This is a genomic window from Spiroplasma endosymbiont of Dioctria linearis, assembly GCF_964030865.1.
Lineage (GTDB): Bacteria > Bacillota_I > Bacilli_A > Mycoplasmatales > Mycoplasmataceae > Spiroplasma_A.
Genome location: NZ_OZ034984.1, coordinates 457,533 through 482,071 on the forward strand (window position 1 = coordinate 457,533; position 24,539 = coordinate 482,071).

23 protein-coding genes are annotated in these 24,539 nt (G+C 23.9%); 2 read left to right on the top strand and 21 right to left on the bottom strand.

Annotation, left to right across the window (positions count from 1 at the left end; genetic code table 4):
• Positions 1 to 5 precede the first annotated feature (5 nt).
• The 10 genes from tkt to AAHM84_RS01960 all read right to left on the bottom strand — a co-directional run bounded on the left by tkt (position 6) and on the right by AAHM84_RS01960 (position 11,331).
• Complete coding sequence (tkt, locus tag AAHM84_RS01915) at positions 6 to 1,973, bottom strand: transketolase (protein ID WP_342259225.1); 1,968 nt, start codon at positions 1,971 to 1,973, stop codon at positions 6 to 8.
• A 198-nt stretch (positions 1,974 to 2,171) separates the two neighbouring features.
• The gene (locus tag AAHM84_RS01920) at positions 2,172 to 2,798 is read right to left on the bottom strand and encodes a lipoprotein (RefSeq protein WP_342259226.1); all 627 of its coding nucleotides are present in this window, start codon (positions 2,796 to 2,798) and stop codon (positions 2,172 to 2,174) included.
• 169 nt (positions 2,799 to 2,967) lie between these two features.
• Positions 2,968 to 3,180: a DUF896 domain-containing protein gene (locus tag AAHM84_RS01925; RefSeq protein WP_342259227.1), complete on the bottom strand. Its 213-nt coding sequence runs from the start codon at positions 3,178 to 3,180 to the stop codon at positions 2,968 to 2,970.
• A gap of 31 nt (positions 3,181 to 3,211) precedes the next feature.
• Positions 3,212 to 4,174, bottom strand: a complete 963-nt coding sequence (locus AAHM84_RS01930; RefSeq protein ID WP_339030995.1) for an ROK family protein — start codon at positions 4,172 to 4,174, stop codon at positions 3,212 to 3,214.
• Positions 4,175 to 4,254: 80 nt separating this feature from the next.
• Positions 4,255 to 4,956 carry a hypothetical protein gene (locus tag AAHM84_RS01935; RefSeq protein ID WP_342259228.1) on the bottom strand — a complete coding sequence of 234 codons (702 nt, stop codon included), beginning with the start codon at positions 4,954 to 4,956 and terminating at the stop codon, positions 4,255 to 4,257.
• 139 nt (positions 4,957 to 5,095) lie between these two features.
• Positions 5,096 to 5,800 (bottom strand): ABC transporter ATP-binding protein, encoded by a 705-nt coding sequence (locus tag AAHM84_RS01940; protein ID WP_342259229.1) that lies wholly within the window; start codon positions 5,798 to 5,800, stop codon positions 5,096 to 5,098.
• Between the two features lie 2 nt (positions 5,801 to 5,802).
• Positions 5,803 to 8,388 carry an endo-beta-N-acetylglucosaminidase gene (locus AAHM84_RS01945; RefSeq protein ID WP_342259230.1) on the bottom strand — a complete coding sequence of 862 codons (2,586 nt, stop codon included), beginning with the start codon at positions 8,386 to 8,388 and terminating at the stop codon, positions 5,803 to 5,805.
• Positions 8,389 to 8,463: 75 nt separating this feature from the next.
• Positions 8,464 to 9,768 carry a ribosome biogenesis GTPase YqeH gene (yqeH, locus tag AAHM84_RS01950; RefSeq protein ID WP_342259231.1) on the bottom strand — a complete coding sequence of 435 codons (1,305 nt, stop codon included), beginning with the start codon at positions 9,766 to 9,768 and terminating at the stop codon, positions 8,464 to 8,466.
• Positions 9,755 to 10,339 carry a YqeG family HAD IIIA-type phosphatase gene (locus AAHM84_RS01955; protein ID WP_342259232.1) on the bottom strand — a complete coding sequence of 195 codons (585 nt, stop codon included), beginning with the start codon at positions 10,337 to 10,339 and terminating at the stop codon, positions 9,755 to 9,757. The genes yqeH and AAHM84_RS01955 overlap by 14 nt, the downstream gene beginning before the upstream one ends.
• Positions 10,340 to 10,395: 56 nt before the next feature.
• Entirely contained in the window at positions 10,396 to 11,331 is a 936-nt protein-coding gene (locus AAHM84_RS01960) for a hypothetical protein (protein WP_342259233.1), read from the bottom strand.
• A gap of 90 nt (positions 11,332 to 11,421) precedes the next feature.
• On the opposite strand from AAHM84_RS01960, the gene AAHM84_RS01965 reads away from it, so the two are divergent.
• Complete coding sequence (locus AAHM84_RS01965) at positions 11,422 to 12,255, top strand: hypothetical protein (protein ID WP_342259234.1); 834 nt, start codon at positions 11,422 to 11,424, stop codon at positions 12,253 to 12,255.
• A 12-nt stretch (positions 12,256 to 12,267) separates the two neighbouring features.
• Here the strand turns inward: AAHM84_RS01965 and AAHM84_RS01970 are convergent, their stop codons facing one another.
• The 10 genes from AAHM84_RS01970 to rpsU form a co-directional block, all read right to left on the bottom strand.
• The gene (locus AAHM84_RS01970) at positions 12,268 to 13,062 is read right to left on the bottom strand and encodes a hypothetical protein (protein ID WP_342259235.1); all 795 of its coding nucleotides are present in this window, start codon (positions 13,060 to 13,062) and stop codon (positions 12,268 to 12,270) included.
• On the bottom strand, positions 13,034 to 14,044 hold the full coding sequence (locus AAHM84_RS01975) for a lipoprotein (RefSeq protein ID WP_342259236.1): 1,011 nt from the start codon (positions 14,042 to 14,044) through the stop codon (positions 13,034 to 13,036). The genes AAHM84_RS01970 and AAHM84_RS01975 overlap by 29 nt, the downstream gene beginning before the upstream one ends.
• A 148-nt stretch (positions 14,045 to 14,192) precedes the next feature.
• Positions 14,193 to 14,393, bottom strand: coding sequence for a hypothetical protein (locus tag AAHM84_RS01980; protein ID WP_342259237.1), 201 nt, complete (start codon positions 14,391 to 14,393; stop codon positions 14,193 to 14,195).
• 440 nt (positions 14,394 to 14,833) lie between these two features.
• On the bottom strand, positions 14,834 to 16,198 hold the full coding sequence (locus AAHM84_RS01985) for a BspA family leucine-rich repeat surface protein (RefSeq protein ID WP_342259238.1): 1,365 nt from the start codon (positions 16,196 to 16,198) through the stop codon (positions 14,834 to 14,836).
• A gap of 1,640 nt (positions 16,199 to 17,838) precedes the next feature.
• Positions 17,839 to 18,336, bottom strand: coding sequence for a hypothetical protein (locus AAHM84_RS01990; protein WP_342259239.1), 498 nt, complete (start codon positions 18,334 to 18,336; stop codon positions 17,839 to 17,841).
• Between the two features lie 99 nt (positions 18,337 to 18,435).
• Complete coding sequence (locus tag AAHM84_RS01995) at positions 18,436 to 18,960, bottom strand: hypothetical protein (RefSeq protein ID WP_342259240.1); 525 nt, start codon at positions 18,958 to 18,960, stop codon at positions 18,436 to 18,438.
• Positions 18,961 to 19,041: 81 nt separating this feature from the next.
• On the bottom strand, positions 19,042 to 19,986 hold the full coding sequence (gene ruvB, locus AAHM84_RS02000) for a Holliday junction branch migration DNA helicase RuvB (protein ID WP_342259241.1): 945 nt from the start codon (positions 19,984 to 19,986) through the stop codon (positions 19,042 to 19,044).
• On the bottom strand, positions 19,976 to 20,527 hold the full coding sequence (locus tag AAHM84_RS02005; RefSeq protein ID WP_342259242.1) for a hypothetical protein: 552 nt from the start codon (positions 20,525 to 20,527) through the stop codon (positions 19,976 to 19,978). The genes ruvB and AAHM84_RS02005 overlap by 11 nt, the downstream gene beginning before the upstream one ends.
• Before the next feature lie 107 nt (positions 20,528 to 20,634).
• The gene (locus AAHM84_RS02010) at positions 20,635 to 21,048 is read right to left on the bottom strand and encodes a hypothetical protein (RefSeq protein WP_342259243.1); all 414 of its coding nucleotides are present in this window, start codon (positions 21,046 to 21,048) and stop codon (positions 20,635 to 20,637) included.
• A gap of 197 nt (positions 21,049 to 21,245) precedes the next feature.
• Complete coding sequence (gene rpsU / locus AAHM84_RS02015) at positions 21,246 to 21,410, bottom strand: 30S ribosomal protein S21 (protein WP_162684848.1); 165 nt, start codon at positions 21,408 to 21,410, stop codon at positions 21,246 to 21,248.
• A 123-nt stretch (positions 21,411 to 21,533) separates the two neighbouring features.
• On the opposite strand from rpsU, the gene coaBC reads away from it, so the two are divergent.
• On the top strand, positions 21,534 to 22,709 hold the full coding sequence (gene coaBC / locus AAHM84_RS02020; protein WP_342259244.1) for a bifunctional phosphopantothenoylcysteine decarboxylase/phosphopantothenate--cysteine ligase CoaBC: 1,176 nt from the start codon (positions 21,534 to 21,536) through the stop codon (positions 22,707 to 22,709).
• Positions 22,710 to 22,716: 7 nt separating this feature from the next.
• Here coaBC and AAHM84_RS02025 read toward each other — a convergent pair whose 3' ends face one another.
• Positions 22,717 to 24,513, bottom strand: coding sequence for a PTS transporter subunit EIIC (locus AAHM84_RS02025; RefSeq protein ID WP_342259245.1), 1,797 nt, complete (start codon positions 24,511 to 24,513; stop codon positions 22,717 to 22,719).
• Positions 24,514 to 24,539 lie beyond the last annotated feature (26 nt).

Consider the following 24,539-nt stretch of genomic DNA (forward strand, 5'->3'; position numbering starts at 1 on the left):
TTTAATTATTTTAAGATAGTTAATATGTCTTTTGCTATATCTTGGCTAGTAAATTTAATTTCTTTAATAACATCATTGAATGGTGCAGAATAACCAAATGTATCGATTCCATAAGCTTTACCATTATCACCTAAAAATTTATGTCAACCAAAAGTTGTTGAAAGTTCAATTGAAAATCTTTGAGTACTTCTATTAATAATAGTATCTTGGTATTTTTTTGATTGTTTAATAAACTCATTCATATTTGGCATTGACACAACATTTACTTTATGACCCTTAGTTTCTAAAATTGATTTTACATCCATTGCTAAAGCAACTTCACTTCCTGATGCAATTAAAGTAACATTTGCATTTTTTGTTTCGCTTAAAATATAAGCACCTTTTTTTACATCTTCAATAATATTTTTATTATGATCTAATTCTTTTAAATTTTGTCTGGTGGCAACAATCACACTTGGAATATTTTTATTATTCAAAGCACTATAATAACTTGCAATAGTTTCTGCCATATCGCATGGTCTATATAAACTTAAATTAGGAATACTTCTTAACATTGCCAATTGTTCAATTGGTTGATGGGTTGGCCCATCTTCTCCAACTGCCACAGAGTCATGAGTGAAAATACTTAAAGTTTGAACTTTCATAATTGCGCTCATTCTTAAAGCAGGTTTTAAATAATCTGCAAAAACAAAAAACCCTGAAGCTACTGGCAATAGACCACCATGAAGTGCAATACCATTATTAATTGCACACATGGCAAATTCTCTTACTCCATACATAATATTTCTTGCACTTAGATTATTAAAATCATAGTTTCCATCAGCACCCTTTATTTTAGTTGATTCACATAAATCAGCACTTCCCCCAATAATTGAGGTAATATTTTTGCTTAAATAGTTAAATACTTCTCCAGAACTTACTCTTGTTGCTTGTTCTACATTTTTATTTAATGCTTGCAACTCTTTTAAATCAATATTTCACTCTTTATTAATAGAGTTAATAAGTTCTTGTGCTAATTTTGGGTTTTTTGCTTGATATTTTGCAAATTTTGAACTCCACTCTTGTTCACTCTTAACTCCCCTACTTAATACATTTTCTTTTCAAAAGTTATAAACTTCTTGGGGGACCTTAAATTCTTCTTCTTTTCAATTAAAATAGCTTTTAACTGTTTCGATATCAGTTCCCAATGGTGCTCCATGAACCTTAGTAGTTCCTTGATTGGTTGCTCCAATTCCAATAATTGTTTTAACTTCAATATATGTTGGTTTATCACTTTGTTGTGCTATTAAAATAGCCTTTTCAATTTCTTTTAGATCCTCACCATTTTTAACATGTAATGTATTTCATCCAGCTGCTTTAAACTTAAGACTAATATCTTCACTTTGAGCTAATTCAACTGGAGCATCTAATTGAATGTCATTTGAATCATGTAAGACAATTAACTTATTTAATTTATATCTTCCTGCAAAACTTATTGCTTCATGACACACACCTTCTTGTAAATCACCATCACCACATAAAACATAAGTAAAATGATTAACAATATCAAAATCTTTTGTATTATACTTTCCTGCTAAATGACTCTCTGCTAATGCCATCCCCACTCCCATAGCAAAACCTTGCCCTAATGGTCCAGTTGTTGCTTCAACTCCTTGAGTATGACCAAATTCAGGGTGACCTGGTGTTTTTGAATTTAATTGACGGAATTTTTTCATATCCTCTATTGATAAATCAAATCCTGATAAATGTAGTGCACTGTAAAGTAATGCACTCCCATGACCTGCACTTAAAACAAATCTATCTCTATTAAATCAAGATGGATTTTTAGGATTTAAATTCATAAGTTTTGTAAACAAAGTAAATACTATTGGACTTGCTCCTAAAACTATTCCGGGGTGACCTGAATTTGCTTTATTAACAGCTTCTATCCCTAAAATTCTTAGAGCATTTAGATTTTTATTGTCTTTATTCATATTTCTTTTGAACCTCACTTTTATTCAAAATAATTATATCTCTAAAATTAAAAAAAATATAATTTGTATCAAGATATGTTTTAAATTTTTGATTAAAAAAAAAAAAAAAAATCCAATAAATGGATTTTTAAATAATTTTGTGGATAAATTATTTTTTACAATATGTTTAAATTTTCTTGTATTTTTTCTAATTATAAATTATTCTGCAGCAGCAGTTACTGTAATTACTATTGAACCAGTTAATAAAGTTGAAGCATCTACTGCAGTTACTGTAAATGTGTCTCCCTCATTTAATGCATCAGCATCAGCAGCTTTTGCTTTATATGTAATTGTGTAATCTGTATCTAATACTGCCCCTTTAGCTAGTTCTACTATTGCAGCACTAATTGCTTTTTCAGCATCTTCTTTATTTGAAGTTGTTGTAATTTCAACTTTTAAATCTTTTAAATCTTTTTTGCTAACTTCAGGTGTTGAATTACCAACTTTAATAGTTTTTGTACCAGTTAATAATTTTGAATCTTTTGTTGCTGCAACTGTTATTTCAGTTCCATCAGCTAAAGCTTCTTCAGTTTCACCCTCATCAGCTTTTGTTGCTGCTTTTACGCTAATTGTGTAATCTGTAGTTTCCTTAGCATCTTTTACTTTAGCAGTAACTTGTTTTGCAATTGATTCTTTTGCTTCTTTTTCTGTTAATCCTGAAGCAACAGTTAATTCCATTTTTGATAAATCAGTTTTAGTTACTTCTTTATCTCCACATGCAACAACAGTTGCACTTGTTGTAGCAACTAAACCAGCTGCTCCTAATAATCCTAATAATTTTTTCATTTTTTATTCCCTTTCGTAGCCAATTAAGGCTTAACTATATTATATAAAAATATTTTAATAAATAAAAATAATTTTACAATTTTTTTTATCAAAGAAAAAAAATAGCTATAAAATAGCCTTTATTTGCTTATAAAAGAGCTTTAAAAGAGAGAAAAAGCTTCTTTTAATACTAACTACTATGGTTACTTTTTTTCTTTACTATATCGCCATTTTCATCAATAATTGTTACATTTTCTAGCTGTTGTTCAAGTCCCTTTCGAAAAATAGTAATATATTTTTTTCTTAACTGATCACGTTCTTTTAACTCTACTGCTGTCAATTCTCTTTCTTTTGAGATTTTAGCAAGTTCATTAATTCGTTTTAACAGACTTTCCATTTCCATAAAAAAACCTCCATAAAAAAATGATTGAAAATTAGAATATTTTTCAATCATTTAATGCATAATAAGCGCTTCCAATCATTGCAGAATCATTTCCTAATTGTGCATTCTCAATTGTTAATTCTTCGGCAAACATTTCAATAATGTATTTTTTAATATTTTTCTTAATAATTTTTATTATATGATCATCTAATTGTGTTAGACCACCCGCCAATATAATAGCTTCTGGATCTAATGCATTTATCATTGCTGCCATATGCATAACAAGTGGCTCAACAGCTTCTTGTAAAAGTAAAATCACTTCAATTGGATCTTCATTATTTTCAAAAACTTCAACAATTTCTTTAAAAGTTATTGTTTCAATATTATTAAAATAACTTGATGCTGGATGATTTCTTTTTGATTTTAAACTTGTTTTAAAATGATTAACAATTCCTGATGTTGAAGACATTGGTTCAATACATCCTTTTAAGCCACAAACACAGTCATACTTAGTTTGAAAGATTCCTCCTCCATGACCAAATTCTCCTGCAAATCCTCTAGACCCAGGTGACAACTTTCCTTCTGTTATAACAGCTCCACCAATTCCACTATCAATATAATAAAAAATGATTGAATCATATTGTTTTGCAACACCAGTTCAAAATTCACCTAATGCACTTGCATTAGCGTCATTTATTACAAAAATTTGTTTTTTAAATAAATCTTCTGCTTCTTCTTTTATATTATAATTTGTCAACTCAAGATTTGCTGAATATCTAATTATCCCAAGCATATGATCAACATAACCTGGAATTGCAATACCTACTTTATCAATATCATCATCATAACTAATACCAATGGTTTCTAAACCATCAATAATCTTTTCATATAAATTGGGAATAATTCTATCTTTTTCATGATCAACTGAGAATTGTGCTTGTAAATCACCATATTGATTAACTAAACCTACTTTTGATGCTGAAATTCCAACTTCAATAACTAAAATTAATTTCATTATTTTTGTGGCCTCCCCAAACTTATTTAATATAAATATATCATTTTTTTACCTGATTAAAAGCATATTTTACAAAAATGTTATTTTTTATTATTTCAACTAAATGAGAAATATGCTCCAGTTAATAAAACTAATGTATACATCATTCCAGTAAAACTAACTAAAGTTAAATTATAATTAAAACTAACTATTTTTCTATCACTATTTTCAATTATTCAGCTTAAATTTTTAGCAGATGAACTTATTAATCCAATTCACACTGAGTGTTTTTGAGGAAATAAATAACTAAAAATAACGACTCCCTTATTTATAGCCATTAAATCAATTGGTAATAAATTATCTGAAAAAACAATGCACAAAATAATAATAATTATTGTTAAACTTTGTGATAATGCAACACTTTTAATTAGACCACTTATTATTGTTCCAATCGCAATTGAAATTAAAATATTTAAACTAATTGCAAATAAAATACCTAATCACTCACTGAAACTAATTAAGCCAAAAGAAGAGGCAATACTTTCATCTACTGGCTTAACATATAAAAGTCCTAATATTTCAATAGTAAAAAAACCAACTATAAATGCTACAATTCCTGCTAAAAAATTAAAAGCTCAAATACTTAATAAAAACTCCATTTTAGATATTCCAGCACTATGTACTCGCTTCAAAAATACTGAGTTTTTTCACTCGGAAATAGAAATATTTACTAAAAATACGATTGAATATGTTGGAATCATCATAAATAAGAATAATTTTGTTGGTTTATAATTAGCATTCATACCTCCTGTAAATCATGTAAAGACACATAAAAAGAATATTGGTATGAAAAATAAATAAACATAAGTTCTGAAATTTTTTAAAATTGAGCTTGATACTAAAAGAAAATTGTTAAAAAAGTTTTTATTAAATTTTATAAATTTAATATTCATTTATTTCAAACTCTTTTTTATAATATTCAATTAACATTTTTCTTATACTTCCATATTTTTTTACAATATTTTTGGTTCTATCATCTAAATAAACTTCACCATTTTTCAAAATTATTACTCGATCGCATAGTTCTTCAACTTCTTCTGGATTATGAGAAATTAATACAATTGTTTTTCCTTCGCTTTTTAAATTTCTAAAAAAATCCATTAGCTTTAATTGCATTTTCAAATCCAAACCAGAAATCATTTCATCTAAAAAAATAAATTGTGGATTATTTATAACAGCTAAAAATGCATTAACTCTTTGTTTTTGTCCCCCACTCAAATTATTTAAATCTTTTTTTAATAGTTTTTCTATTTCAAATATTTTAATTAATTCCTTTGTTTTTTCATCTATTTCTTTAAACCAATTTTGTTTAAAGAACTTAACCAATATTTTAGAATTAACTCCCATAGGTCACATTCCCTCTTGAAATTGAATTCCAACTTTTTTATAAATATTTTTTTCTCCATCAATTAGTATTTCTCCACTACTTGGTTTTATTTGACCAACAATTAATTCCATTAATGTTGTTTTTCCTGCTCCATTGGAACCTAAAATTCCCAGGCACTCTCCATTTTTAATTTCAAGATTTATATCTTTAATAACTTTATATTTTCCAAAGCTCTTTGATAAATTTTTTATTTCTAGCATTATTACCCCTCCAATTTAAATTTAATTCATTTAACTTCTTTAGTTGCATTATTTTGTATTTTTATATAAAGCTCATTAGTATCACTTGGAATATCTCTTACAAAATAATCATTTGAGTTAGTTTCTCCAACTCTAACTAGTTTATTTTTTTCTTTAAAATAAACTTCATAATAAGAATAGATATCGTTATCTTTTAATAAATTCTCAAAATTAAGTCTAATATTTTGATAATTATTTCCTCTATCAATTAGTAATTCTGATTGAGCTTTTAATTGTGAAATATCTTCTAAATTCTGATTAATTTTTTCTGAATTAACAGCTAATTGTCCTATATTAATTTTATTTTTTTTATTTGAAGATTTAAATTGTAAGCCAATTTTGCCTATTATTCCCATTGATGGTGTTATAGTAGTTGTCACTTCTTTTCAACCTTCATCTAAATTCCTAATATTTATATTTGAACTTGACCTTATATTTGAATTATTTGATTTTATTTCTTCATATACTATGCTTTCATCTGAAAGTTCATAATTTGATTTATATACAATCGAAACTGTTAATGGTTTACTATCTGTATAATTACTTCCCATAATCATTCAATTATAACTTTTATTTGGGTCAAATGTGGCTTCTTCAATTTCTCCATTAATTTTAATTGAATTTGGTTTTTTAGAGCCAAGAGCAATTGAATTACCTTTCAAATATGGATTTAGATAATCATAATAACCAGTAATATCTGTTTCCTTATCAATTTGTTGTGTTTTGCCAATACCATTATTTTGCAAAATCATTCATTTATATGTAGGTTGAACATCAGCAATATTGGTATTACTTCATGGGTAATTTTCTTCAATAATTCTTTCTTTTTTCTCATTTAATAAAGCAAATTTTGACCCATTACCAGTTGAAAAATTTGTAAAAAATGATTTATTAAAATCGTTTAAAACTGTTCTTTCATTTACTAAATTTCCTACACCATAACTTAAATAATCATTAAAAGTTGATTCATCATAAGAAACAGAACCCTTATCTTCAATTGAAAGCTGTCTATTTTTTCCAGTATAAATCATGTCATCATAATAGTTTTGTAATGTCATTCCATAAATATCACTTTCTTGATTAGGAATTGCATTATTAATTTTATCCATCTCTTGTTGTGCTAAATCACTTGCTGTATGTGCAGCAAAAATTGCTAAAGAATTATAAGAATTAGCTTGCTGTGCACCATTTTTAATATAGGTTCATTTATTATTATTTTTATCTTCTCTTTCCTTTGAGACATCACTTGCTTTATATTCATTTCCATTTTCATCAAAATGTTTATAAACAAGATCTCTAAGATCTCTTTGCCCTATTTTATTTTTATCATAAAATATTTTTCCATTAATTCAACCACCCAAATTATACATATTAAAAATTTTGTGTGAACTCTTTTCAATTTTATTTTTTTTAATATAATCAAGAGATTTATTTGTAGTAATTCCAAAGTCACTTAAAAAATAATCTGTGTTTTTGTGCAGTGCTTCAGACTCCTGACTTGCTGTTTTACCAGTTGAATCTAATTCTAAATTTCCATTATTTTTATATGAAAATAATACTAATTTATTAATCCTCTCGTCTTTTGAAGATTTAACCTTTTCATTCCACTGTTTCATAATTTCAATAACAGTTTTATAATTTAAAATATAACCATCTTCAAAATAACCATTAGGTTCATTATTTCAAAATCAACCATCAAAAGCCAAATTAACTGCCATATTAATTAAAATATCAACTATTAGATAATTTCCCTGAGCATCCCTCTTTAAAAATTTTTCTAATGTTTCTTTCTTAAGACCATGATAACCATCTAAGAAAATATTTCCCAGTATTTTGGTTCCATTTAAATGAGCTTTTTCAACTTCATTTTTACCTGGGGGAATAATTATTCCCTCATCAGCTGAACCTGCTCAACTAACCATAATATCATTGTATTGATAATTATTAAAACTTCTTGAATAAGTTCTTTTATTTCCGATAATCGTATTTTCATTAGAAGTGCTATTAATAATTGTTGTCATATTCATTTGTTGAATTTTTTCGTCTTGAGTCTCAACTCATTTAGAAGCGACATTAGTTCTTTTTTGAAGTTCAATTCTTGATTTATTATATTTAGCATCCAAATCTGATTTGTAGTTTCATTCTAATATACTATTTACCTTATCAAAAATCTCATTTCTTTTGATTTCCATTATATCTTTTTTCCTATTACCATTTGGTAAAAACTTTGAATTTAATGGAACACCAGTTGGAACTTGCTTTAAAACTTCTAAGACTGTTTTAAAGCCTGTATTTAAGTATTTATAATTTAAATATCTATTTCTTTCTTCAATTTTTAATTTTATTCCTTCATCTGACACTGATGAAGGAATATCATGTAATAACCTTTTATTTTTATCATAGTATGGTTCTTCTTTTTTTCAGTTGTAATCTGAAATTTTTGAAAGATCCGTACCATAATTAAATTTATTGTTTCCACAAGAAACTGTATATACTAAAAAAGGTATTACTATTGTTACTGATAACAATGTAAATACTATTTTTTTCATTCATTTTATTCCCCTCAAAATAAATTTAACAAAAAAAAAAAAAAAGTAAATAACTTTTTTTAATTTTTTTCTAACTTATATCATTGCTTCTAACTGAGTTACTTTTATTCCATATTCTGTTTTAGGTACAGTTATTTCTAATTTCATACCCTTATAAGTCTTAAAGTTTATTCAACCCAACCCTGAAATATGTAAGTCTATTTTTTTCTCGTCATTATATACAAAACTGTGAATTTCAAAATCACTGTCACTTGAAAGTAATCTTGGAGATAAATTGTAACGATTCTTTTTAAAGTATTGTTGTGCATTTACTTTTTTTGTTCTATGTAATGGCATTTGTTTATTTATATAAAAGTGAAAGTTAGTTTTAGTTGGTTTATGATTTTTTTCATTAATTGCTTGACCTTCGACAAAACTAAATCAAGCAAGTCCTCCATAAAAAATTGATTGACCAGCATTTAACTGATAAGTCACTTGTTTAATTTCTTTTTTAAAAAAGAAAAAATCTCAGTAATTTGGTGCAGTTGCAATAGCTATATGATTGTGTTTTACAAGACCAGGTGTATCATACACAAAGTTGTTTTCTGTAAAATTAATTTTAATTTTATCTAAAGTTGTATTAACATATTTTGAAGTAACAATTGAAGGAATTTGATTATTATATGTTAAACAAGCATTTATTAAACTTGATTTACCAGCATTTGAAATTCCAACAATATATTGATCATACTCTACTGATTTCAATTCATTTACTAATGGAAAAATATAGTCACCTTTAAGAGATGAAGTAAAGATAATTTTTGAACCAGCAATTGGTGAATCTTCAAAGAACTTCTTAACATAATTTAAAATTTTCATTTTTTTTACTGCTTTTGGAAATAAATCAATTTTATTAACTAAAATAACCACTTCCTTTTTTGATATTAATTTTTCTAATCAAGTTAATCTACTTCCAGGTAAATCAAACATATCAACTACATAGTAATATCTAATTTTATTTTTAGTTTGATTTATTTCATCAATAATATCAATAAAATCTTTATCATTAATTTCTTGTTCTACTAATTTATTGTAGTATTTTATTTTAAAACATCTTAAACATAAATCTTGCTGTTCAATATTTAAACTGAACCCTGGTAATCTTTTATCAACAGTTTGCAACTGTTTCCCACAACCAATACATTTTTTAGGTGCCTTTGATTGATAATTTGTAGTATTACCAATACCAGGTTTAGCTTCTGTTAGACTAACTTTACTTCTTTGTTTAATTTTAATTGTTTCTGGTTCTTCACTATTAGCATTAATTTGTAAGGCTTTATCTTCCAAATCTTCTAATTGTTTTTCAATTTCATTTAATTTTTCATTATTAGAGAATTTCATAGTTACCTCCAATTTCTCCTTCATTATAGAATCCCTCATGTAAGATATTCTTTTGTGACAATTTTTTCAAAATGTGTTTTTCTAAAAACTGTATTGTTTTACTTTCTTCTTTATTTCTGCTTAAAGGTGACACTAAAATACTTTTAATATGTGCTCTATTTGCAACAAGTACATCTGTAACAAGTTGATCACCTATTATAATCATTTCTTCTTCTTTATATTTAAATAGTTTTTTAACTAATTTCATCTTACCTAAAAGTGGTTTTTTGCAATCTCAAAAGTAATTTTTAATCCCTGCTTTTTTTGCAAAATTTTCGACCCTACTTCTAATATTATTAGAAAATAAGACAAATTCCATATTGTGCGAATAGACATTTTTAATAAAATTTAATACATTTGGTGAAGGAATTCTTTCGTTTCACCCAATTAATGTATTGTCCATATCACACATTATTAGTTTTATTCCACTATTTTTTAGTGAATCTAAATTTATCTTTTCATAACTTTCAAGATAGATAGAGGGTTTAAAATAATTTAACAATAATAAATTTCTAGATTTTTTATTTGCCATTAAAAAACACCTCACATTATTAACTTAATTATACCAATTTTATTCTTTTATCAATCTTAATATTTTTTAATATAAGTATTTTTAGCATAAGGAACTTGTGTAAATTCATATACAAAAGATAAAAATTCCAAAACTTTTAAGACATCATTATAACAATGGTCAATTACTCTTTTTATGTTCTTATTCATTGCTTTAAACTCTTCATATTCCATTTTTCTATTAACTGATCTTGAAAAAAATGAATATGCACTACAGCACATAGTATAAATGTCATCTTTTTCATCTTTAAAGATATTTTGATTAATTTCTTCAAATCAATCAAAGAATTTTTTAGTTCCTGTTAAAGCAATCATTTCATCACTTTGTTTTCCTGCTGGTAGATTTTCACGTTTTCAAAATTCTTCACCCAATTTATTAGTATTTGAAAATGAAAAAGTATTCTCTAAAATATCATAAATATCAAAATAATTAGCATTTAATTCTTTACTATCTTTATTATAGAAAGCCATTTTTAATGTCTTTCTTGCAAATAATCTTTTATTATCATTAATTCATTTATTAATGATTTTTACATCATTGCTAGCTCCAGCACAAACAATTGTTCTGATTTCCTTATTTCGGCACATATTCAAAAATGAAATAATCATTTTTGAATATTGATCAAAAAAATCATATGATTTATCATTAAAATTTCTTTTAATTGTAATTGATTTAATTGCTTTTTTATTATCTCTATTTGAAATCTCTTTTAAAGATTTGGCAAAAGAGTACTGTATGACATAAACTAAATCTTTATTATTGTCATCGTATAGTTTTTTCTCATTTTCACCATTATCATGTGAATGATTAAAAAACTCAGTATCTAAAACAATTATTGGAAACTGAATGTTTTCAAGAATCTTTTTAGAACCTTCCCTGTCAAATCTAAAGTTTTGGTTTTCATTAAGTAAAAAGAAGCCCTCATCAATTATTTTTATTGAATTCCTTTTCATATTAATACCTACTTTAAAAAGATAATATCATATTTTTAGGTATATAATTTTGATAAATATAAGTTATTATATTTATAAAGGTGAAAATAAATGCAAAATTCAAATAATTTTAAAAAATATTTAGATGAAATTTCAGTAAAATGATTCAAAAATTTTATAATAGAAAAAATTGAAAGTTTTAGAAATGGTTTTATAGAAGATAACGACCCAGGTTTTGGAGACTTTACTCCTGATTTGAATGTCACATCTTATATTTTAAATAACGTAAAAGCTGATATTGAAACTATTAGTAAATACAGCGATATCAAAGAGTTTATTGAAAAATATAGCTTAAATATCAAAAATAGTGAAGATCTTAAAAGTATTGGTAATGCTGCGCAATCAGAATTATTAGAAACAATAGAAAAAAATCCTAATAATATTCAAGAAAAAATAACTGAATTGATAATGAAAATGCAAATAAACAATATAACTAAAAATCTAGATAAATCTTTAAAAATTATTGAAACTTTACTTAATAAATTAGGTGAAGATACTTCAATTAATGAAATTGAATATGAAGATTTGGAGTATATTCTTCAAAAAAATTTAGAAAAAACATTAAAAAAATTAAAACAATGAAATCTTGAAAATCCAAAACAAAGTGATTTTTATAAAGAAGAAATGGCTATAGTTGAAAATGACCCTGACTTTCAAAAAAGAAAAGAAGCAAGTGAAATTATTGAGCATTACTTTGGTAATATAATTGGTCAAGAAATTGAAGAGAACGAAATTGAAGGGCTTTCAGTTGAAAATATTAATGAAAACTCTAAAATTATTATATTTAATAAAGGAATCATGATTAGTGAAGAACTACGTGGAAAAGTTGACTTAATTAGCTGTATTTTTAATAATAGTAAAGAGTTTAAAAAAAACAATGTCTAAGGACATTGTTTTTTAAATAAATTTATACCTAAATTCATCAATAATCATAAATTCTTCTTGAGTACTACTAATTTTTTCAAAAGTTATTTTACCTGTTAAATCTAACGATAATTTTGTTTTTGCTGATCAGGTTAGTTTAGAAATAAATGCTTTCTTTTGATCTTCATTTAATGTACCATCAATTTCATAGTCTCAATTGCCTTTTTCATTCTGTTTCTCTAATACTTTTAATCTGAAATTAATTCCATCAATTATTTTATTTATAAAATTAAATGTTTCACTTTTATTTAATGGATTTGAGTTAGTTAAGGATGCTAATACTTTTCCCTGGTCTTTTCATCCTTTTTTTATAGTTAAAGCTAAATCTGATTCAACTTTTGTACTATAAGCTCCATCAACATTTTTAACAACTATTGAGTTTAAAAAAATATTTTCTACAATAATTGTCATTCCTGTAAAATCATAAGAATTTTCTATTATATTTGGATTATAAATTTCTGCTAATATCTTTAAAAATTCAGCTTCAGTTGGATTATCTAAATCTAACTCAACTTTATTATTTGCTATTTTATTTGATGATAAGCTTGATTCAAAACCATTGTGTTCTCATGAATCATTTATAAATTCTAAATAATCAAGATTATATAATTTAATAGTTTCATTATCTTTAAAAAATATATTTATGTCATTTGTAAAACCCGTAAAACTTTTCGATGCAATAGAAATTAATGGATCACATGAAACACTCATAATTGCAGAGGTTGGTATGATAAATAAACTAGATAGTATATAAATTATTTTCTTCATTTTCTTCCCCTTTTATATTAATTTCTATAGAAATTTTATCAATTTTTATATTATCTATATTAAAACTTTTCAAGTTAATTGATTCATACTCTTCTTGATTATTTTCTAATTCCTTTGCTTCTATTTCATTATTATTTAATTTAAAGTCTAAATCTTGTTGATAATAATAAAATAAGTTTTTTACAATATTTATTTTCTCCATTTTTTTTGTCTTATCAACATCTTCAAAAGATATTTTCAAAATATTATTTATCTCCTTTTCTTCTGAATCATTTTCAACGATTTCTTCAGATTCAATGTTAACTGATTCAGCTAAAAGTAAATTCTTAATAATTTCTTCATTTAAAATAAATTCTTTATCAAAAAAATTCAATTCCGTATTAATTTTTTTATCTTTCTTTTTATCAATTATTTCTAAACTATTTTGTTTAGATAAAAGAATTAAATTATCTTCTTTTCTATACTTTCCAAAAAAATATATATTTTTTGAATAATCCAAACTTAACTCTAGATTTGAATAATCATAGAAAGTATTTTTCTTTTCATTAGGTTCTATATTAAATCACTGAGCCAAATCATCCAAGGCATATTGTGTCATTATTCTATCTTTTATATTATTATCATTTCCAACATTACCATATTCGTCTGAACTAAGTTCATTACCAAAAAAAGTATTATCTCTATCACATATAAATTCATCACAATTTAATTTTAATTCATTTCCATTTAAATTAAGTAGTTGCGCTTGTTTTTCAATTTTAGTTTCTGGCTCTGGAATCTCAACTTTTTTTTCTAAATCAGGAAGCATGGAAAATTCCTTTATTTTAGTGTTTTTTTGGTTCTTAAAAACTGTTTGAAATGCTTTATTATAGTTAGTTTCATAAAATCTATTACTATTTTCAGTGTTCCCACAAGCCACAACTGCAGCTGTTGTCGAAGTTAACAAAGATACAACACTAAAAAAATTAATTATTTTTTTCAAATTTATCACCTTTTAAAATTATAACAAAATAAAAAGAAAATCATATTCAGATAATTTTAATGGTTGTATAAAAAAAGTGGAATATTATTATTAACAACTGCTGCAAATGAGATAGAATAGACAACCTTAAAGAGACTTGCACTTGATTTTAAATCAATTGTAAATGTTCTCTTTTTTTATTATAAATATAGTCTTGAAGATTATTTCTTTTTAAAATGAATTCTTTGAACTTAATTTTAAAACTCTCCAATGAGTCAAAACTATTTCTATAATCTTTGAAGAAAATATCTTTATATCATCCATTTAAAGATTCAGTAGGAGAATTGCGTTTAAATCCAACATCAGACATTTACATCTTATTCAAGTTGAAGACAAACACTTACATGGAAGTATTAAAACAGCACTATCTAATAAGGAATTTGAAACTACTAAAATACCCAAAATTGACTCTCCTTGGAAAGCTAACTAACTGATATTTTTTGATAGAAAAAGAGAAAATACAAGATCTATTTATTGGATAAATCTTGTATTTTGAGACATAAGCTCTTATTATCTACATAAAAATAATTAAGATAAAATTGTTTTATATAAGTGAAAATTTGCTGCTCCCCATAAAATACCTTTACATATTTTCTTTAATTTCTATAGGTATAATTCACAAATAAAATATTTTTAAATTATAATATATGTCAAAAAAATAAAAAGAGAATTATTATGAAACTAACAATTCTCTTATGAATTATATATTACTAGGTAATATATAATAATTTTTTTAGTAATTAAATTATATTATTTAAATTTCTCTGGAATAAAATCCTCTTGTAAACCAGAATTATTTGCAAAGTCAACTCATAATATTACACAATCCACATTTCATTTTGAAATATTTTGATTAAAATTATGAGCATTAGTAAACATATAACTCATATCAAATACTTTTGATGTATCTCATCTACTAATATCTTGATTAAAGTTTAAAGCTTCAAAAAACATATATTGCATGAAGTTTGCATTTGATGTATCTCAATTACCAATATCTTGATTAAATTTATCTGCTTTATAGAAAACATGACTCATATAAGTTACACCCGATGTATCTCATCTACCAATATCTTGATTAAAACTATAAGCATTATAAAACATAAAACCTAAAGTTCATACACTTGATGTATTTCAACTACCAATATCTTGATTAAAATTAGTAGCAAATTGAAACATTCCTGTCATTTCTCTTACATTTAATGTATCTCATCCACCAATATCTTGATTAAAACTAGAAGCATTATAAAACATATTACTCATATTTATCACACTTGATGTATTTCAGCTACCAATATCTTGATTAAAACTTTTAGCACTTCAAAACATACTACTCATATCTACTACGTTTGATGTATTTCATCTACCAATATCTTGATTAAAATCATAAGCTTCCATAAACATACTTTTCATATCGGTTACATTCAATGTATCTCAATTACCAATATCTTGATTAAACTCAGAAGCAGAATTAAACATACCCTGCATATTTGTTACATTCGATGTATCTCAATTACCAATATCTTGATTAAACTTATAAGCACTTCAAAACATAAAAGTCATATCTGCTACGCTTGATGTATTTCAACTACCAATATCTTGATTAAAATTAAATGCTAAATTAAACATTCTACTCATATTTGTTACATTTGATGTATTTCAATTACTAATATCTTGATTAAAATTATTAGCTGCATAAAACATTCAACTCATATTTGTTATATTAGATGTATCTCATTCTTCAATTCCATAAATTTTTTCATTCTTATTATATCTAAATAAATTTTCCAATGATGTAATTTCTTTTGGTAATACACTTGGCATTTCCCTTACACGACAATTTATTATTGTTGTTCCATCACTTCAAACACCCATTTTTATAATTTTTTGAACATCAACACCTAAAAAATTTTTTTCTTCTGTTTGATGCACAATACCATTACTATCAACATATATAGTTACTTGATCTACTTTTGGTAAAACATTTTCATCATTTGTTATCACAGGATAATCATATATTAATTCATCAGAGTTTTTTGAAACCTCATTAACTACTGGAGAAATATTAGTCATTCCAAATGTACTATATGCTAATAAACATAACAATTTAAACATATTTACATTACCTTTCTTTCAACTGCCCACCCTACCAACCTTTTACATCTTTTCCTTAATTTTTATTATTATAATTTCAAAATAAACTAAAATGTTTTTAAAAATAAATGCAAAAAATTTTAACTAAATATAATTAAATACTTTTTTTACAAACACTTTCTTATTTAAATTTAAATTATTATCAAATATATTTTTAATGTACTGATTTTCAAAAAGATATTTACTGGATTTTTCTATATCTAGATTAATAAATTTATTATTTTCTATACTATGGCCTGCTTTTTTATTATCATGATTTTGATAGTCATTTTAATATCATTACTTATACTTTTCATATTTTTTTCTTATTTTAAATAATTTTTAACTGGTTTGAACTATATTAAATTTGTTATTTAGTTCTAAAATTTCAACAACTTCATAATAATTAATATATTTATTGCTAATTAATTGTTGAGAATTAATATCATGCTTTCCAACTCAAAAGAAGCATTAAATAGGTATTCTAATATTATAAAAATTATTTTTTAAATCAATTTGTATATAACCCCGCATTAATTTAAAAAGAGAGTTATTCACCTTTAGTTGCTTTTTTCCTTGGAAAAAGTAATTTCTATTATAACTTATTGCTTAATATCAAAACATCTTATCAAAATGCTAATTTTAGCATAATTTTTATTAATAAGATTATTCTCAAAAAATTACTAATTTTTTTGAATAATCCTATTGATTGAATATTTTTACTTTGCTCATATTTTACTCCCTATAAATAAATACTTTGCTTTTTAAAACGCTTAACAGTATTTTTATCTTCTCAATAACCCATTAAAAATAATTTTTGTTTTTTATAAATGAGTTTAATAAAATTTCTTATAACCATATTTTTGGAATCATTTCTTTTTTTACAAATTTCTTCTAATCATCTATAAATGTTTTTTTCTACTTTCCAAATTATTTTTATATCCTAATCATATAATTCTAATTTCTTTTGAAATTTTATTAAAATTAGTGTCTTTAAATATATGTGTGTTAATACTGCAAATTGGTTTTACTCCACTTTTTGTGTATCTTTAGAATCTTTATAAAGATCTTAAAGTTTTTTATCTTTTTGTTTTAAAATATTAAACGACTTAAATAAAAGTAATCTTCATCTTTTCTTGTAATATTTATTTTTCTTTTTTTATTGCAGAAGGTTAAAAAATTACTTTTTAGTTTATTTTGAGATATGTAATATATAAATATTTAAAAAGAAAGAATTATTGATAACAAAAAAAAATACTTTTGTAAGTACTTTTCATATTTTATTTAGTAATTTTTTATCCCTACATTTTTTATAGAATAATTTTAATTGCAAAGTACTTAAAAAAATTAAAAGGAAAGATTTTTAATTTACAACAAATAAAAAATCTAATCTTAATATATATTTTTAAAATTTATATAAAATATTTTCAATTTTTTTAAATTAATTTTAATTCCTATAATATTAATTAATTAAAAGTCAACTAATAAATATAAAATAATATGATTTTATTAATCATGATAACTTTATAGATTTTTTCAGTCAATTAGTTTAATTGTATTTTATATAAAAATCTTATTTATAGCTTTTTTATATTTATAAAAGTAATTTAGTACTTCCCCTATTATTTCACAATTCCATCTTCTCAAAAATTAATTGCCAAAATATTTTTTATATATCTTATTGATATTTCTAAATCATTTATTGGAATTTTTAAATGTCCATTTGTATTTCCAGTTGCAATATGAACCAAAATTAATAGAGGAATTTCAGGTTCAGAATTAAGAAAATCAATTGGATCCATTTTTTTTATTTCTTCAAAACCAGAGTTTTCGTACATTTCTCTTTTAAAAGATATAATTCCAGTTTCCATTCAGTTTTGAATTAATCAATCTTTAATTTTATTATTTAATTCAGTTATATCATTTATATTTGAGGAAATAATTTCTAATGATCATTTAGGGAAAGTTCTTATTAATTCTTCTAAAGATTTAATAATTAAAATTTCTCTAAAAGTTTCACCACCATCACTTTTACCTTGAATCATACAAAATGATGTGCCCTCTTGAAATGTCACTTTACCTAGGCTCGATTTTTTTAAATTATAAACTTTCTTTTCCATAGTAGCCCCTTTAAAATACGATTAACAATATTATACACTAACTTTTTATTAAAATTAAATATAAAAAATTGCTAAATCAACGAGTTTAATAAAATTATTTTATTCTTTAATTATTTTTTTATCTTCATAATTATCAAGATAAGTTTTTGCAAATAAAATTCCAAATAATGAACCTATTAATAAAAGTGAATTACTTAATCCCATCAGTAAAAAAAATATTAAAGACAAAAGTATTGAAAGCTCATCACCATTTTTAAAAACTCCAAAAATAATGGCAGGCAAAATTGAAATTAATAAACCAACACCACCAGCACATAAACCAAAGATGTAACCAAATCTTTGAGGTATTGATTTTCTTGAATTAATAAAAATTAAAATAAAAATTAAAATAATAAATGATATAAAAGTTGCTAATAAAATTGTAATACCAATACCTTTTATTAAACTTAAACTTGCATTTAAATTTGTCTGTAATCATTTCCCTAAATCTAAAAAATATTTATAACTACCTTCCATAAGAGGTTTTATCGATATTAATAAAATAGAAAAAACCATTACATTTATTAATAAAGTAAGGATAAGATATATAGAAATATTTGATAAAGTTCGTGAAAGTCTTAGCATGATAACTCCTTTTAATATGAATTTAATTTTAGCATTTTAAATATCTTATTTATATTTTTTTTAAATATTAAAAATAAATACTTAAACTAAAATTTCTTTTTCTAATCATTCAATTGCTTTATCAGTTATTTTTTTTCCTTTAAAAGTTTTCTCAACTAAAAAGTTTCTAATTAAGATTGGTTCAATTAATTTTATAATTATTTGTTGCTGTAATCCCATTACTTGTTGAATAGTTTCAATACCTAATACTGAATGTTTATATAAAAGTTTTAAATAAGAAATTTCTTGATTGGTTAATCCAAATTTATAAATTTCTAATTTTAAAAAAATACTTTTAATAATTTTTATATCAATATTTTTAAGATCTAAAGTAATAATATAATCATAAATTCTTTTTAAAAGATTAATTGCAACTCTTGGAGTATTTTGACAAAACTTTGAAATATAATTAATTACTTCCTTATTTAAATCTATTTCTAACTTCTTACAATTTAATTGAATTATATCTGCAATTTCATTTTCACTATAATGTTGAAAATGAAATAATATGGGAAATCTATTTTTAAATGGTTCGGCTAATTTATTTATTTCCGTTGTTGCACCAACTAAAGTAAAGTTTGCAACTTTTATATTCACAACTTTTGAGTTATATTCTTTACCCACTATTATGTTTAATTTATTATCTTCTAGCACTGGATATAGAATTTCAAAAACTTCTTTTGAAACAGAATGAATCTCATCAATAAATAAAATTTCATTTTCTTTTAAAGATGTTAGTGGGAAAATAATATCACTAGGTTTTTGTAAACTTTGACCATTTAAAATATATATTTTTTTATTTATTATTTTAGAAACTAAATAAGCTAAACTTGTTTTACCTAAACCAGATGAACCATGAATAAGAATATGATCTAAGTTTTTATTTCTTTTTTGAGCAGACTTTACAAATATATTTAAATTATTTATTATATTTGTTTGTCCAATAAATTCCTTTAAACTATTTGGTCTAAAAACATTATTTTCCATAATTATTTAAACTTAAAATTGTTTTAGATAAAAGAATTTCTTCACTTAAATTTAAATCCATATTTTGAATAGCCTTATAAATGTCGGATATTTTATACCCTAGTTTGTTTAAAGAATTTATTACATTCATTTGTTTTAAACTATATTTCTCATTAAATAATTTTAATCTTATTTCACTGATGACTTTTTTAGAAATACTTTCAGATAAATTGCAAACTCTATTTAGAGAATTTATATCCTGCTCTTTACAAATTTTAATAAAATCTAACTCATTTAAATTTCTAAATATTTTTTTAATAGTTGTTATTCCAATATTTTTAATATTTAAAATCAAATCTGCCAAATCTCTTATTGATTTACTATTAAAAAATAATAAATCATTAGAATAATCATTTTTATAATTTATAACATACAAAATAAGCATTTTATTTAGTTGCAAATTCTCATTAAAAATTTTGTAACCTTTATAACCAATATTATTAACTTTTAATAAAAGAAAATCCTCATCTTGTTCTGTTATAGCACCTTCTAAATAATACATTAAAGTATCACCCCTATTATATAATCGCTATAAAATAAAAAAACAAAACAAGTTTTGTTTTAAATATAATCTTTTATAATAATTTAAATTTTTTCAAGATAAGTATATTATTCTTCGTATACTATTTTTATTTTTCTTTTTTTATTTTGTTTTAATTTCTCAATATTTTCTTTAAAGAATGCAATTCTTTCTTCTTTGATTTGACTAGCTCTTTTTTTATCAATTGGTTTCTTTTCCATTGCTAATTTTATTTTTAAATCTTCAACAGTGTAGTTTCTTCCATTATTTAAAATATCATCAATTCTGGCTTTATTTTCAATTGCCTTTTTAATTTCTTCAGGTAAATCAGCTAATTTAGAAGAACCCGCACTATTTGACTTTCTTAATAATTCAATTTTTGAAATTTGATTATTTACTACTGCTTCTGGTTTACCAACAGTTCTACCACTTTCAAGTTTTTCTAATGATCCAAGTGAATATAAATTGTTAATTGAATACGCTTTTTTATCCTTCTTTTTCATTTCACAATTTCTCCTTTAAAGTTTTATTATTACATATAATTATATCTTATTTGCTTCTACTAAGGTAGAAATAATAAAATAATTATTTTTTTAACTAACAAAAAAATAATATAGGTTTATGAAATATTTTAGAAATAATGATGAAATTGCAAAATTAGTTTAATTCCTATTTCAAAGAAAATAAAAAAAAATTTGTTTTAACCAAATTTTTTGTTTTGTTTTTGTTTGTAAATACGTTTTTCTTTTTTACTTAAATGATATTCACGTCTTCTTGCTTCTGATTTATTTGAAGCAGCTACTTTTTGAAAACGTTTCAGTGCTTTTTCAATTGGTTCACCTTCGCGTACAACAACACTTGCCATTTTTTCAACTCCTAGTCAAAAATAATTATAGATTGTAAATTGCTTTGTGTCTATATTTTTTGCAAAAAAAGTGAAAAAAAAGATAAAAAAGTAGATAATATTTAAAGAAATGGGCAAAAAATCATGAAAAAACAAATAAATTTAATAGTTACAGGAGGAATTGCTGCTAGTAAAGCTTTAAAACTATATCAATTATTGACAAAAACTTATGAAGTTAAGTTAATAATAACTAAAAATGCTAAAAAGTTTGCAGATTTTGGTGATATTGACTATTTAGAGGACATATTTGATAGAAATTTCTATGACTCACACCATTATGGTGAGCATATAAAAATTGCCTTTCAAAGCACTCTAAATGTGGTTTATCCTGCTTCTTACAACTATATTGGTAAAATTGCCAATGGAATAGCTGATGATTTAGCTAGTTTAATATTCTCTGTTTCAAATTACAAAACAATTTTATTCCCAAGCATGAACTCAAATATGTATTTAAACCCTATTTTAGAGAAAAATAAGCATATTTTAGAGTCTAGTGGAAATGTTAAGTGAATTGAGCCAAAATATGGTAAATTAGCAAGTGGTCATGAAGGAATTGGTAGATCATTAGAACCTGAAGAAGTAATAAAATTTATTGATTTAGAACTAAATAGTTTTAAAAACTTATCAAATAAAACAGTTCTACTAAATTTTGGCAAAACTAGAAGTTATATTGATAAAGTTAGATATATTACAAATGCAAGTAGTGGCAAAATGGGATCTGAATTAAAAAAAATTCTAAAAAACAATTGTAAAGCGTTAAAAACTGTCTTTGGTGACACATTAGTGGCAAATATTTCAGATGATGATAATATTTACGTAAAAACAAACTCCGAAATGTTGGAACAAATGTTAAAAAACTTTAATAAATCAGATATTGTCATTTGTTCAGCTGCTTTATATGACTTTGAAGTTGAAAATTATATTGATAAAAAAATAGAAAAAAGATCTCTTTCAGATAAGGAATTAAATTTAACCCTAAATCCCGCAATTGATGTTTTAAAGGAACTAGGAAAAGTTAAAAAAAATCAATTCTTGGTTGGGTTTTCCTTAGCAAATAATTTTGATTTAGAAAAAGCTTGAAAAAAAGTAAAAGAAAAAAATCTTGATATGTTAGTAGTAAATCTAGCAAGTGCTATGGAATCAAATAGTAATGAAATTAAAATATTATTAACAAAAAACAAGAAAATTATTGAGTTTAATAAGGCAAAAAAAAGTGAAATTGCCTTTAATATTATAAAAACAATTAATGATAATATTTAAAAAAGAACTATTGAAGTTCTTTTTTAAACATTTTTTTCTTATTTTTATTTGAAATAATAAAATTTAATATCTCAATCTTTTCTTTATTGTTATCAATGATTGAAAAAATTATAGTGTCCTCTTTTTTTTCAATTTTTTCAAAATGGTCGAATAAGTTCATAGTATTATTAGTGTTTTTAAATTTAATAGTTAAATCTTTTTGAGTTAACTGATAACTAAGAATATTTTTTATTCCTCCAAAATCTTCAATTAATTTATAAATTGAATCTCTCAATAACTTAGCATTTATAATATCATTATTTTCTTCTCTATTAAATTTCTTAAATCAAAAGAAAGCCACAATAAATATAAAGATACTTGCAATAACTCCAATTATTGGAATTATTCATATTTTTGTATTTACTCCATTTGCAGTTGGAATAATACCACTTAATATAAAATCAAAAATACCAGTTGAAAATGATGTTCCTAGTTTTACTTTAAACAATGAGGTTAACATTGCTAAAATACCATTTAAAGGACAATAAATAGCAAAATAAAATAAAGGCATTGAATAACAAAATAGATATTCTACAGGCTCTGTTACTCCTACAAGCATAGCTGTTAAAGCAGCTGTAATGTAAATACCCATTTTTGATCTTTTCTCCCCTCTTGGTGTCATTAATAACAAAGTTAATGATAAAGTTGGCAGAATAAAAATTGAATTTATATAACCTCCTGAAATAAATCTACTTACTCTTAAACCAGCATTTCAACAATCATCAATGGTAATATATTTATTAGTTGAGACAATATTTCAAATAATTTGATCTCCACTTGGATTTGATTGAAAAATACTTTCAGTTTCTTTAAATCAAATATTTATTGGAGTCTCAATTAAATTAAAATCACTCTCTCCTAAATAGTTTTTAAAAATTGTAGTAATTTCTTCTTGTCCGAATCCCTTTTCCTTAATATTTAAAAGTTCCGTTACAATAGCTAGATTTTCACCATGTGATTCTCTTAAAAGATATTGAATCAATAAGTCTTGTTGATATGAATTTAAATCTCCACCTACTTGGGTGTATCACATTGGAGATTGTCAAAGTAAATTTGAGCCAAAAGGTATTAACATTCTTTGTATTGTTCTAAATATAAAAGCATCTAATCCAATTGGTGATTTGGCAACCACAGCTCCCATCATCGACAAAACATAGCCAAATATTGGTCATACTATTATAAAAAGAGAAGCAAAAACCATTGAAAAAATAATAGTTAAAATTATTACAAATCTTTCTTTAGCAAAAAATTCTAAACCCTTTGGTAAATTTATATCTTTAAACTTCTTATAAATAAATGTAACATAGGTTCCAACAAGAATGCCACCAATAACTCCAGAATTAAATGTTTCTAAGCCACCAAAAAATAATTTTGAAAGATAGAGGTTTTTTTGTAAGTCCTTTCAAAATCAAATATCAAATAAGTTTTTATTCACTGAATTATCTTTAATTGAAGCTCAAATAAAAACATTAAAGACTAAATAAGATAAAATTCCACAATAAACAGCAACTCCCTTATTTGAAGTAAAACCTATTATAATTGCTAGTGCAAATCAAATACCAATATTTGAAAATAAAATACTGCCGATATTAATTAGGAGATTTACTTTTGTAGCATTTCCAATTGATAAAATAATTCCAAAAATAGGCATTAAAATAATTACAAAACCAAAACTAGTTCCTAATTTTTTCAAGAAACTTTTTGCTTTATTTTTTGTATATCATGCTATATCAAATCCTCTAAATTGAGTTTGGTAATTTTCCATGACTTTTCCGCCTTTTATATGGTTAT